General features: G+C 36.0%; 13 protein-coding genes and 1 pseudogene. 10 read left to right on the forward strand and 4 right to left on the reverse strand.

What is annotated here, in order from left to right:
- Positions 1-11: 11 nt before the first annotated feature.
- Genes ACB104_RS10360 through ACB104_RS10385 form a run of 6 tightly spaced genes read left to right on the forward strand, consistent with a single transcriptional unit; the run spans position 12 to position 5,753 of the window.
- Positions 12-1,001 carry a stage II sporulation protein M gene (locus ACB104_RS10360; RefSeq protein WP_370478487.1) on the forward strand — a complete coding sequence of 330 codons (990 nt, stop codon included), beginning with the start codon at positions 12-14 and terminating at the stop codon, positions 999-1,001.
- Positions 1,002-1,039: 38 nt separating this feature from the next.
- Positions 1,040-1,726: a hypothetical protein gene (locus ACB104_RS10365; RefSeq protein ID WP_370478488.1), complete on the forward strand. Its 687-nt coding sequence runs from the start codon at positions 1,040-1,042 to the stop codon at positions 1,724-1,726.
- Positions 1,723-2,928 (forward strand): DUF4350 domain-containing protein, encoded by a 1,206-nt coding sequence (locus ACB104_RS10370; RefSeq protein WP_370478490.1) that lies wholly within the window; start codon positions 1,723-1,725, stop codon positions 2,926-2,928. The genes ACB104_RS10365 and ACB104_RS10370 overlap by 4 nt, the downstream gene beginning before the upstream one ends.
- A 2-nt stretch (positions 2,929-2,930) precedes the next feature.
- Positions 2,931-3,998, forward strand: coding sequence for an AAA family ATPase (locus tag ACB104_RS10375; RefSeq protein ID WP_370478492.1), 1,068 nt, complete (start codon positions 2,931-2,933; stop codon positions 3,996-3,998).
- A gap of 36 nt (positions 3,999-4,034) precedes the next feature.
- On the forward strand, positions 4,035-4,397 hold the full coding sequence (locus ACB104_RS10380; protein ID WP_370478493.1) for a DUF805 domain-containing protein: 363 nt from the start codon (positions 4,035-4,037) through the stop codon (positions 4,395-4,397).
- Positions 4,398-4,421: 24 nt separating this feature from the next.
- Positions 4,422-5,753 (forward strand): DUF58 domain-containing protein, encoded by a 1,332-nt coding sequence (locus ACB104_RS10385; RefSeq protein WP_370478495.1) that lies wholly within the window; start codon positions 4,422-4,424, stop codon positions 5,751-5,753.
- Between the two features lie 60 nt (positions 5,754-5,813).
- On the opposite strand, the gene ACB104_RS10390 is transcribed toward ACB104_RS10385, so the two are convergent.
- Positions 5,814-6,293, reverse strand: a complete 480-nt coding sequence (locus tag ACB104_RS10390) for a Dps family protein (protein WP_370479091.1) — start codon at positions 6,291-6,293, stop codon at positions 5,814-5,816.
- Positions 6,294-6,397: 104 nt separating this feature from the next.
- Here ACB104_RS10390 and ACB104_RS10395 point away from each other — a divergent pair, with 104 nt between their 5' ends.
- Entirely contained in the window at positions 6,398-7,342 is a 945-nt protein-coding gene (locus tag ACB104_RS10395) for a hydrogen peroxide-inducible genes activator (protein WP_370478497.1), read from the forward strand.
- A 30-nt stretch (positions 7,343-7,372) separates the two neighbouring features.
- On the opposite strand, the gene ACB104_RS10400 is transcribed toward ACB104_RS10395, so the two are convergent.
- The 3 genes and pseudogenes from ACB104_RS10400 to ACB104_RS10410 form a co-directional block, all read right to left on the reverse strand.
- Positions 7,373-7,570, reverse strand: a complete 198-nt coding sequence (locus ACB104_RS10400) for a hypothetical protein (protein ID WP_370478498.1) — start codon at positions 7,568-7,570, stop codon at positions 7,373-7,375.
- 121 nt (positions 7,571-7,691) lie between these two features.
- A pseudogene (locus ACB104_RS10405) lies at positions 7,692-8,492 on the reverse strand (TIGR00266 family protein).
- Positions 8,493-8,617: 125 nt separating this feature from the next.
- On the reverse strand, positions 8,618-9,073 hold the full coding sequence (locus tag ACB104_RS10410; protein ID WP_370478500.1) for a DUF4442 domain-containing protein: 456 nt from the start codon (positions 9,071-9,073) through the stop codon (positions 8,618-8,620).
- Between the two features lie 157 nt (positions 9,074-9,230).
- Here ACB104_RS10410 and ACB104_RS10415 point away from each other — a divergent pair, with 157 nt between their 5' ends.
- The 3 genes from ACB104_RS10415 to ACB104_RS10425 all read left to right on the forward strand — a co-directional run bounded on the left by ACB104_RS10415 (position 9,231) and on the right by ACB104_RS10425 (position 12,003).
- Positions 9,231-9,677 (forward strand): DUF4870 domain-containing protein, encoded by a 447-nt coding sequence (locus ACB104_RS10415; RefSeq protein ID WP_370478502.1) that lies wholly within the window; start codon positions 9,231-9,233, stop codon positions 9,675-9,677.
- Between the two features lie 200 nt (positions 9,678-9,877).
- Positions 9,878-10,219: a PadR family transcriptional regulator gene (locus ACB104_RS10420; RefSeq protein WP_370478504.1), complete on the forward strand. Its 342-nt coding sequence runs from the start codon at positions 9,878-9,880 to the stop codon at positions 10,217-10,219.
- Complete coding sequence (locus ACB104_RS10425) at positions 10,216-12,003, forward strand: PspC domain-containing protein (protein ID WP_370478506.1); 1,788 nt, start codon at positions 10,216-10,218, stop codon at positions 12,001-12,003. The genes ACB104_RS10420 and ACB104_RS10425 overlap by 4 nt, the downstream gene beginning before the upstream one ends.
- Positions 12,004-12,031: the final 28 nt, after the last annotated feature.

Consider the following 12,031-nt stretch of genomic DNA (forward strand, 5'->3'; position numbering starts at 1 on the left):
TTATCAACTATATGAGGGAAGTTTCATTCATCAAGCAAAATAAGGAAAAATGGTTAAGTTTTGAAAGGGCAGTCTTTAATAATGATTTTGAAGACACTGATGAATTGGCCTCACAATACATCCATTTGATAAACGATCTTGCCTATGCCCAAACCTACTACCCAAAGAGTAAGGTCATTATTTATTTAAACCAATTGGCCGCCAAGGCGTTTCAAAAGATTTATAAAACCAAACGACAAGACACAAATAGAATAGTTGGCTTTTGGAAAACCGAAATTCCTTTAATTTGCTACCAATACCGAAAATTTATTTATGTAGCCTTCATCATTTTTTTCGCGTTTACTTTTATTGGCGTGATTTCGGCAGCTAACGATGGTGAATTTGTACGTTCCATTTTGGGCGATAATTACGTAAACATGTCTTTGGAAAATATTGAAAAAGGCGACCCTGTTGCCGTTTACAAAAGCGGAAGCAATTGGGGTGGTTTTATTGCCATAACAATAAATAACCTAAAAGTGGGCATTATTGCTTTCGTACTTGGTGTTTTTTTGGGTATTGGCACTCTTTACATTATGTTTAACAATTGCATTATGCTGGGCTCGTTTCAGTATTTCTTTTACGAAAAAGGCGTGTTTTGGGAAAGCGTTCGCGGTATTTGGATCCACGGTTCTATGGAAATTTTTGCCATTGTGATTGAAGCCGCAGCGGGTTTAATTTTGGGTGCCAGCATTTTGTTTCCAGCAACACACTCACGATACACCTCACTTAAAATGGGTGCCAAAACGGGCATTAAAATTTTAATCAGCACCTTCCCATTTACATTTGCAGCTGGCTTTTTAGAAGGTTTTGTTACACGCTATTCCAATGTTATGCCGCATTGGTTGTCGGTGGGCATAATCCTCATCACTTTGTCCATTATCAGTTATTATTACTTGATTTACCCGTATGCCCTGCAAAGGCAAATCACAAAAACTCCATTTCCAGTCCCAAACCATTCTTGAAACTTTTCAATCCACATATTTGTATTTTTTTGTTTTTAATGGCTTTTAATATTCAGTCATTTTATGGATTTAATGCCACACAAGAACCTGAACAAATTCGACATTTTGATGACGATTTTAAAGAGCATTATTCAGGCAGCAAATTCAATTATGAAGGTGAAGACATTGTTACCCAAACAGCAACAGGTTCTGGAAATTACGAAGATTACAAAAATGCCAAAGACCGACGGAAAGAGCGAAATAATTCTGATGCATTTTCCTTAAACCTTGGCCCGATAGAATGGATATTTTATCTAGCTATTGCTTTGGCTGTAATCTACTTAGTCTATATTTTATTTAATGAAGGTGGGGCTGGTTTGTTCTCAGCCAACAGAAATAAAGCCATAAATTTGTATGAAGACATAACAGCCGAAAATATTGAGCATACGGATATTGATTCCTTTATTCTTAATGCCGAAAAGGAAGGCAATTACCGACTTGCCATCCGGTATTATTACCTACTGGTTTTAAAAACACTGAGTCTTAAGAACCACATTAAATTTGAGGATGATAAAACCAATAGCGAGTACCTCAACGAGATTTACAATAAGCCATTCAGTAAAGATTTTGAATACACCTCCTACCTCTACAATTACATTTGGTATGGTGAATTTCCGCTGAATGCCGACAAGTACCAGCTTGCAAAAACCAATTTCGCAACGCTTTTAAAACAGGTTAATACATGAAAAAAGTATTGCCTGTCGTCCTAATTTTAATTGCTCTAGTAATAACAGCGGCCATTGTTATTGGCATTAAACGAACCAAAACTGTGGATTGGGAAGAGTCTTTTGATGAAAAAAGCAACAGGCCTTACGGCGTTAGCATTCTGTATAAAGAGTTGCCAAAAATGTTTGAAGATTATAAAGTGAGGACGGTATACCATCAACCTTCCAGTTATTTAAGTGCCAATTCTGAAGATGGCTATGGCGAGCACGTGGCTGAAGGCAGTTATATCATTATTGGAAATTCTGATTATTTAACCGAAGATTCTGTTGATGAATTGCTGAAGTTTGTCAACAATGGGAATACGCTTTTCATTTCGGATTACTACTATCCACAAAAGCTACATGACACATTGAATCTTGATGTCGATTATGTTTTAAACGAAAAAGATAGTATTTCATATGAATCCTTAGCATATATCGACATTGAAGAAATTGCTATCGACAGAAACGAAGGCGATAATTACTTTGGAAAATTCGACTCCATAAACTACACCGTTTTGGGGCATTCTAAAATAGATTACAAACACGTTAATTTCCTTCAAATTCCTTTCGGAGCGGGCAATATTTTTCTTCACACCGAGCCAAAAGCCTTTACCAACTACAACCTTTTAAAAGAAGATAGGTACAAATATGCCGAGGGTATTTTATCATATTTGCCAGAAAACCATGTGTACTTTGATTCATATGTAAAAATACAAACGGGTTATGATGGTGATGTTGAAAAAGAATCTAACCTCAGCTGGTTTTTGGAGCAAATGTCGTTTCGGTGGGCATGGTACACGGCCCTTATTTTTACTGTTTTATTCATGATTTTTAATGCGAAACGCAGACAACGTATTATAAAAATAATTAACCCATTACAAAACACCACGGTTGGTTTTGTTAAAACCGTTTCGAACTTGTATTTTGAAACCCAAGACCACAAAAATTTAGTCCACAAAAAAATAACCTATTTTTTGGAAAAAATCAGAACCGATTGCAACATAGATACTTCAGTTTTAAACGAAGACTTCATTAAAAAACTGGCCTCAAAAACAGGAAAGAAAAAAGAAGACGTAAAAAAAATAATCGATTTTATAAATTGGCTTAAAACAAAAAATGAGTTTTTTGAAGACAACCTCATAAAACTCAACAGACATATTGAAGCATTTTACACCAAATAATTATGGAAGAGAACACACAGCCTCAAGACCCAAAAGACCAAACCCCAAAGGAAGATATCATATCATCAATTGATGACAGCGCTTTGCAAGACAACAACACTTTGGAGTTTAAAAACCGATTGGATTTATCGGAATTGCAACAAAGCGTCAACACCATAAAACAGGAAATTGGCAAAGTGATTGTTGGGCAAAAAGATATGGTAGACATGCTTATTGCTTCGCTTTTAGCAAAAGGGCATTCACTAATTGAAGGTGTTCCTGGCGTTGCCAAAACCATTACTGCTAAATTATTGGCAAAATCGCTGAGCGTTGGTTTTAGCCGTATTCAATTTACGCCAGATTTAATGCCCAGTGATATTTTAGGAACTTCAGTGTTCAATTTAAAGGACTCTGAATTTGAGTTTAAAAAAGGACCCATTTTCTCAAATATGATTTTAATTGACGAGATAAACCGTGCGCCCGCCAAAACACAGGCGGCGTTATTTGAAGTTATGGAAGAGCAACAAATCACCATTGACGGAAATAAATATTTATTGGATGCTCCGTTTATGGTTTTGGCTACCCAAAACCCGATTGAGCAGGAAGGAACTTACCGATTGCCTGAAGCCCAATTGGACCGCTTTTTATTTAAAATAGATGTGGATTACCCTAATTTGGAAGATGAAATTGAAATTCTTTCTAGAGAGCATCAACTAAAAGACAAGTTAAAAACCGATGAAATAGCTTCGTTCTTAACATCTAAACAAATTTCGGAATATCAACATTTGGTAACACAGGTTTTAGTGGAGGAACATTTACTGAATTATATTGCACAATTAATTGTAACCACCAGAAGCAATCCGTTTTTGTATTTAGGGGCTTCCCCAAGGGCATCGATTGCCATTTTAAAAGCCAGCAAAGCATTTGCGGCGATGGGCGGACGCGATTTCGTCACTCCTGAGGATATAAAACGTGCAGCCATTCCAGTATTGCATCATCGAGTTATCGTAACTCCGGAGCGCGAAATGGAAGGTGTTACCAGTAAGCAAATCATAAAACAGATTATTGAGACCGTTGAAATACCGCGATAGTTTCAGTAAAATCTATTAAACTTAAATTTAGAAATTATGTTCAAAAAACCTTTTTCATTTGAAGGCAGAATTAGAAGATTAGAGTATGGATTAAGCTATTTGGGATACATGTTACTGGCCAATTTAATGGATTTGATATACATTACTTTAGATGTTCAAGTTGACCCCGTACTGAATTTGGTCATTCTTTTACCTGCGGTTTACTTTGTTCTTGCCCAGGGAGCAAAACGTTGTCATGATAGAGGCAACAGTGGTTGGTATCAAATTATTCCATTTTATGTGTTTTGGATGATTTTTGCAGACGGCGACCATGGCCCAAATGAATATGGCGACAACCCAAAAGGCATTGGAAATTATGATGATATTGACGAAATCGGAAAACCATTTGAATTGGAATAAGCAATAGCTAACAACCTTTGAAGTTTGAAATTCCTTAAACCCTTTTACATACAACCCCGTTTCTTCTATGCCGGCATTGGTATTGTGATGCTGTTTGCTTTAAGTTATTTCATTCCGCCTTTATTCAATATTGCCCAACTTTCTATCCTCATTTTAATACTGTTTTTTGTATCGGATTTTCTCATCATCTTTATTGGAAAAAACAAAATTGAAGCGGCTAGGATATTGCCGGACAAATTTTCTAATGGTGATAAAAACCAAGTAAAATTAAGCATCACCAACAATTACCCTATTTTAATTCAGTTGGAAATCATTGACGAAATACCCGAACAATTTCAGGTGCGTGATTTCAAAATAAAAGAAACCATTTCTCCAAGAAAAAGCACGTCCATCAAATATCATTTAAATCCTACAGAACGCGGGGAATATCATTTTGGTAGTTTGAATCTTTATGCCTCATCGATTTTAAACCTCGTTGCAAAACGCTTCACTTTTGAAGATGGTGCGATGGTGCCAACTTATCCAAGTTTTAAGCAACTAAAAAAGTTTGAGCTTTTAAACATCAATCAAAACTCGTTGGAATATGGGTTGAAGAAAGTCCGAAGGCTTGGGCATTCCATGGAATTTGAGCAAATAAAAGAGTATGTTTTAGGTGATGATTTGCGAACCATAAACTGGAAAGCAACGGCCAAAAAAAACCAATTGATGGTTAACCAATTTCAGGACGAAAAATCACAACCTGTTTATTCCATTATCGATAAAGGGCGTATTATGAAAATGCCCTTTAACGAATTGAGTCTTTTGGACTACGCCATTAATGCGACTTTGGTTATCAGCAATGTGGTTTTAAAAAAACACGATAAAGCCGGGATAATGTCATTTTCAAAACGCATTGAAAACGTGGTTGCTGCTGAAAGACGAAGCTCACAAATGCATCTTATTTTAGAAGCCCTTTATAATATTAAGACCGATTTTTTTGAAAGTGATTTTAGCCGCTTGTACGCCAATATAAAACGCCACATTACGCACAGAAGCCTCATTTTAATGTACACCAATTTTGAGACTTTGGACGGTTTGGAAAGGCAACTCCCTTATTTAAAGGCCATATCAAAAGCCCATTTGTTGGTGGTTATTTTCTTTAAAAATACCGAATTAGACAATTTGATAAAAAATAAAGCCGAGACCATCCAACAGGTTTACGATAAAGTAATTGCAGAAAAATTTGAATTTGAAAAACGCCTGATTGTAAACGAACTAAAAAAGTACGGCATCCATTCCATCCTTACCATACCCGAAAATTTAACGATAGACACGATTAACAAATATCTGGAAATAAAAGCTAGGGGCTTACTTTAGGAAGTTGCAAAAAAAAAGCATCCTAAAAGATGCTCTTCTTGCTATTAATCTATCTTAATTTTAAATGGCCTCGCCTAGCCAAGCTTTCATCATCCAAACCGTTTTTTCTTGTTCAGTAATAAAATCACTCATCATAGAGTTTGTTCCTTCATCATTAGCATCATCAGATTTTTCTAAAATAATGCGTTCAATTTTCAACAACTCAGTCAAGGAATCCACAATTAATTTCACAGCTCTTTCATCCTGAGAAATGTTTTTTCCAACAGGCACCTGAGCTCTAGAAGAGTAATCTTCAAATGTATGAAGAGGCGTTTCGCCTAATGTTAAAATTCGTTCGGCAATTTCATCTACCTTAATGTTGGCATCCGTGTATAATTCTTCAAACTTCACATGTAAATCAAAGAAGCGCTTCCCTTTAATATTCCAGTGAATACCTCTTAAATTCTGATAATATATTTGAAAATTTGCCAATAAATGATTCAAATCTTTGGCTAAAACTTTTGTTTTTTCTGTATCTAATCCAATACTATTTAATGTCATTTCCATAATCTTTCTTATTTACCACAAATTTAATTTATAATTAACGCTTATTTCCATAAGTTTTATTGATAGTTTTTATATTTTTATAGCCTCAATTTATACTCATGACCATTACTCAATTATATTATGTTTTGGCAGTTGCCGAAAACCAAAATTTTACTAAAGCAGCCGAAAAATGTTTTGTGACGCAGCCCACGTTGAGCATGCAAATACAGAAGCTTGAGGACGAACTGGACATTCAAATATTCGACCGAAGCAAAAAGCCCATTGAATTGACAGATGTTGGCCGAAAAATTGTAACCCAGGCCAGAAACATTGTTAACGAATCCTATAGAATACAAGATATTGTTGACCAGCAGAAAGGCTTTATTGGCGGTGAATTTAGACTGGGCATCATTCCAACGGTTATGCCAACTCTGTTGCCCATGTTCCTTAAGAATTTTATAAGGAAGCATCCAAAAGTAAAGCTTAAAATAGAAGAGCTGACCACCGATGAAATCATTGCGAGAATTAACGAGGGGCATTTAGATGCAGCGATAGCAGCAACGCCTTTAGAAGACGAAAACATCAAGGAACGTGTACTGTATTACGAACCGTTCGTTAGCTATATTCCGAAAGGGCATAGGTTGCATACCAATAAGAAAATAGAGGTTTCAGATCTAGAGATCGATGATATGCTTCTTCTTGAAGACGGGCATTGCTTTAGAGATGGTGTAATTAACTTATGTAAGGTTTTTAAAGACCATTCTGAAGATAAATTTCAATTGGAAAGCGGAAGTATTGAAACCCTAGTGAAATTATCGAATGAAGGTTTGGGAATGACCCTTTTACCCTATTTGCATACATTGGATATTCACGACAAAGAAAAAGAAAACCTACATTATTTTAGTGAACCTTCACCAGCAAGAGAAGTTAGCATCATTTATCACAAGAGTGAACTGAAAATGCAGATTATTGAGGCCTTACAGGATGTCATTTCAGGAATCATCCGAGGAGCCATTAAATTTCAGGATGTAAAAATCATCAGTCCTTTACCTAAAAGGGCATAAAAAAGGCGACCGATAATCGGTCGCCTTTTTTTATGGTTTTAAATAAATTAAACACTGATTTAATTCTGGGTTTTGCTGAATCAGAGAATGAATAAAAATTTTAAGCTCTTCAATCTCATAAGGCAATAAACGGTTTAGCGCCTTTTGTACTTCTCTGCAAAACAAAGTTACATCAAAACTAACTTTATTAAGTACCGTTTTGGTGTACTCAAGCATTGCTCTCGCCATATCTTTGTTAAGGTTTAAGGTTTGAATAATTGTAGATCTTTATTAATAGGCTTTTGTTTTAATAACGTGGCAATTTACTAAAAAATTGGATAAACAGTCTTATTTTTTCGTTAATTAACATTTAAAATCTGTTATCCCCATCAAGCAAATCGCCTAAGCCCCCGAGAATACTGCCCTCTCCTTTATCTTTACCTCCACCTCTTGGTGCAGATGCCAAAACACGACCTGCCAATCTACTAAATGGTAAAGATTGGATATACACCGTACCAGGACCTTGCAGTTTAGCAAAGAACAATCCCTCGCCGCCAAAAATGGTGTTTCTTATACCGCCTATAAATTCGATATCATAATCAACGGAATGGTCAAAACCTACAATACAACCAGTATCTACCCTAAGTATTTCGCCAGCTTTAAGTTCTTTCATGGCCATGGTACCGCCAGCATGAACAAAGGCCATGCCATCACCTTCCAATTTTTGCATAATGAACCCTTCTCCACCGAAAAGCCCTCGGCCTAATTTTTTGGAAAACTCAATACCAATACTCACGCCTTAAGCCGCACAGAGAAAAGCATCTTTTTGGCAAATGAACTTACCTCCAAAACGGGTTAAATCTATTGGAATGATTTTTCCGGGATATGGCGATGCAAAAGACACATTGCGTTTCCCAACCACGTTGTTGTAAAAAGCTGTCATAAATAAACTTTCACCGGTTAGGATTCGTTTTCCTGCTCCCAATATTTTCCCTAAAAAACCTGTATCTTTTTGCGAACCATCACCAAAAATAGTCTCCATTTTTATGCCGTCGTCCATCATCATAAAACTGCCTGCCTCGGCAACAACCCCTTCTTGCGGGTCGAGTTCTATTTCTACATATTGCATTTCTTCCCCGTAGATTCTATAGTCAATTTCGTGTGCTGTCATTTTAATGTTTTTTGTTGATTCTTTTATTTGTTGGTTTGTTTTGGGTTTTGTTACAGTTCTTTGCTAGTTGTTTAGATGTTTGATGTTAAGTCTCCATACAACTGTACACCTTAACAACAAACAATTTAACTTTTAACCTTAATGCTCCATTCAAACTTAAAAGTGGAAACTTCGAGACCTTCTTCATTCACGCCAACCGAAGTCATCAATACTGTTTGCCCCTCACCTGTTTCGATTGTTTTTCTTAGGGCTTTATCAATTAGATGACCTTCATTACACGTAAAAGTGATTCTTCCTGTAGCCTTTTTGGTAAAAATAGAACTATTGGAAGTAACGAGCATGGAAATCTTTCTTCCAGATTCTTGGATTTTAGCCGTAACCAAAGCACCGGTTGAAAACTCTGCAGCCATACCCTGCACCGCCCAAAACATGGATTTAAATGGGTTTTGATTTATCCATCTGTGTTTTACGGTAACGACACATTTACTGTCATCAATATATTTGGTACGAACCCCACATAAGTAAGCAGAAGGCAACTTAAACATGGTAAAAGCATTTAATTTTCTGGGTGTTAGTTTCATTTTGAAGCTTTAAATTTTTCTCTAAGTTATGAAATTATACATCATCAAAATATGTTAAAAATATGTTAATTTTTAGTACTATGCGTAACAAAGTACCTTATTTTAGACATATATTTGCATAAGAAACTATTATATGTTCTAAATCAATCAAGAAATCATGTTAGATAATCATCAAAAAAACATTGCAACGTTCATTCATTTGTCCACCTTTACAAGGTTTTTTATCCCGTTTGGAAACTTTATTGGCCCAATCGTTTTATGGATTGCCAACAAAGACAAATCCGAATTTATTGATGCAAATGGTAAGCAGGCCATAAACTTTCAACTGAGTATTTTTTTATACGCTGTTATTTTAGGCACACTCACCATTCCATTTTTCATTTTTAAAGTTTTAAATGGTCTTGATTTTGTAGATTTTCATGGCTTTCATGATTTTCACATTAATATGAGCAAGCCATCTCCACTCCTTTATTTGGGCGGCTTTTTGGGGGCACTTGCCATAATTGCCTTTATCGTAGAATTAGTACTTATTGTTATTGCAAGCTTAAAAGCCCGAGAAGGCCAAGTTTATAAATATCCACTAACCATTAATTTTTTAAAATGACATGAATGAAGTTGCGCACCGCGTTAGGGATTGTAGTGGAAAGCCCACATGAAGGCACGACCGAGGACTTGTAACGGAAAGCCCGGCGACGACCCAAGGAGGCGCAACGCCCAGAACATAATTAGAATTAAAATTTCATCAAAATAATCATCAAATCAATCAAAAAATGAACAGTTTCACCATATTAAACGCATGATACTATGAAGATAGAAAACACAAAGGCACAAATGCGAAAAGGCGTTTTAGAATTCTGCATACTCTCGGTATTGAAAGATAACGACGCGTATGTTGCAGAAATCTTAGATACGCTAAAAGACGCAAAATTGCTCGTGGTTGAAGGCACCATTTACCCGTTACTTACGCGGCTAAAAAACGCTGGACTATTGAACTACAGATGGGAAGAAAGTACCTCTGGACCTCCAAGAAAGTATTACGGATTGACCGAAACAGGCAAATTATTTTTAAACGAATTAGATACTACTTGGAACGAATTACGTAACGCAGTAAACATTGTAACAAGCCAAAAAACAACAAAAAAATGAATAAAACAGTCAACATAAATTTAGCCGGTATATTTTTTCATATTGATGAAGACGCATACCAAAAATTACAACGCTATCTTGAGGCTATAAAACGTTCATTTACAGACTCTCAAGGTCGTTCTGAAATTATAGCAGATATTGAAGCACGTATTGCCGAGCTTTTTAACGAACGCGTTCAGAACAACAAACAAGTTATTCGCCTGAAGGAAGTAGACGAAATCATTTCCATAATGGGGCAACCTGAAGATTATTTGGTTGATGACGAAATTTTTGAGGACGAACCAAGCACCTCATACTCAAAAAAATCTTCCACATCCAGAAAATTATACAGAGACACCGACAACTCCTATATAGGTGGCGTTTCATCAGGTTTGGCCCATTACTTTGGCATTGATGCCATTTGGATTCGCTTAGCATGGATTTTATTGGTATTTGGCGCCGGAACAGGCGTATTACTTTATATTTTACTTTGGATTTTGGTTCCCGAAGCTAAAACAACTGCCGAAAAACTGATGATGACGGGAGAACCTGTTAACATTAGCAACATCGAAAAAAAAATTAAAGACGGTTTTGATTCGGTAACCGAAACGGTAAGCGATGTTGCTAAAAACGTTTCAGATTCAGTATCGAATGCGGCAAAAAAAGTAGATGTAAAAAAAAGTGCCAATTCAATTAAATCATCGTCTAGAACATTTTTTGACACACTTGCAGACATTATAATGTTCTTCCTTCATGTATTTGCAAAACTTGTTGGTGTATTATTAATTTTCATTGGAGCTTCAACGCTAATTGCTCTTATTATCGGCTTATTTTCCTTGGGAGTAGCAGACATTATACACATTCCAGGGTTGGACATTGTTGAGATAGCAAACTCCGGTAGTACGCCACTTTGGCTAATATCTTTATTAGCATTTTTTGCGGTTGGTATACCCTTCTTTTTCCTGTTTTACTTAGGGTTAAAAATTCTAATCAACCACCTAAAATCTATAGGTAATATTGCCAAATTCACTCTGTTGGGATTATGGTTTATGTCGATAATTGCCCTGATTGTGATTGGAATCCGCCAAGCCAGCGAGCATGCATTCACCGAAGTTCATATTGAAAAAGCAGAATTGCCGGTTATGGCCAACGATACACTAACCGTAAAAATGGTTAGCAATTCGAATTTGAGTTATGACTTTCAAAACAGAAGACATGACTTTAAAATAGCACATGACGAAAATGGAAATAAGGTTATTTATTTTCAAGATATTGATTTGCTTGTAAAATCTACAACCGATTCTGTTGCAAAAATTGTGATTGAAAAAAGTGCAGAAGGCAGAGATTACGAGACGGCTATTGAGCGGGCAAAAAACATAGATTACAACTATGCATTTCAAAACAACATATTATCACTAGATTCATATTTAACCACAAACCCTGAAAGTAAATTTAGCGACCAAAGTGTTAATGTTATTTTATATCTACCCGAAAACACCATATTATATCTGAATAACAGCACGAAACGCTACTTATATTACAGAAAATATGATGGTAATTTAGTTTCGTCAAAATACCTAAACCACCATGTTAAGATTCTTGATGAAGACAGCGAATGTTTGGACTGCCCAGAGGAAGAATTTAGCATAAAAGTAAATACGCCTGGTTTAAAACTAGACGACAACGGCCTTGAAGTACATGCAGATGATACCCATCTTAAAATTGACAAAGAAGGTTTTAAGGCAGAATCTGAAGAAGTAAAAGTAAACATCAATTCCGATGGTGTTAAAATAGAATCGGAATAACACCCCACCATCAATCAATATAAAAATC

Source organism: Tamlana flava (assembly GCF_041287255.1).
Taxonomy (GTDB): Bacteria; Bacteroidota; Bacteroidia; order Flavobacteriales; family Flavobacteriaceae; genus Tamlana; species Tamlana flava.

Bases quoted from the DNA above. Each gene is read 5' to 3' on its own strand.
- ACB104_RS10360 (WP_370478487.1), top strand. From the start codon at position 12: ATGAGGGAAGTTTCATTCATCAAGCAAAATAAGGAAAAATGGTTAAGT.
- ACB104_RS10365 (WP_370478488.1), top strand. From the start codon at position 1,040: ATGGCTTTTAATATTCAGTCATTTTATGGATTTAATGCCACACAAGAA.
- ACB104_RS10370 (WP_370478490.1), top strand. From the start codon at position 1,723: ATGAAAAAAGTATTGCCTGTCGTCCTAATTTTAATTGCTCTAGTAATA.
- ACB104_RS10375 (WP_370478492.1), top strand. From the start codon at position 2,931: ATGGAAGAGAACACACAGCCTCAAGACCCAAAAGACCAAACCCCAAAG.
- ACB104_RS10380 (WP_370478493.1), top strand. From the start codon at position 4,035: ATGTTCAAAAAACCTTTTTCATTTGAAGGCAGAATTAGAAGATTAGAG.
- ACB104_RS10390 (WP_370479091.1), bottom strand. From the start codon at position 6,293: ATGACATTAAATAGTATTGGATTAGATACAGAAAAAACAAAAGTTTTA.
- ACB104_RS10395 (WP_370478497.1), top strand. From the start codon at position 6,398: ATGACCATTACTCAATTATATTATGTTTTGGCAGTTGCCGAAAACCAA.
- ACB104_RS10400 (WP_370478498.1), bottom strand. From the start codon at position 7,570: ATGGCGAGAGCAATGCTTGAGTACACCAAAACGGTACTTAATAAAGTT.
- ACB104_RS10410 (WP_370478500.1), bottom strand. From the start codon at position 9,073: ATGAAACTAACACCCAGAAAATTAAATGCTTTTACCATGTTTAAGTTG.
- ACB104_RS10415 (WP_370478502.1), top strand. From the start codon at position 9,231: ATGTTAGATAATCATCAAAAAAACATTGCAACGTTCATTCATTTGTCC.
- ACB104_RS10420 (WP_370478504.1), top strand. From the start codon at position 9,878: ATGAAGATAGAAAACACAAAGGCACAAATGCGAAAAGGCGTTTTAGAA.
- ACB104_RS10425 (WP_370478506.1), top strand. From the start codon at position 10,216: ATGAATAAAACAGTCAACATAAATTTAGCCGGTATATTTTTTCATATT.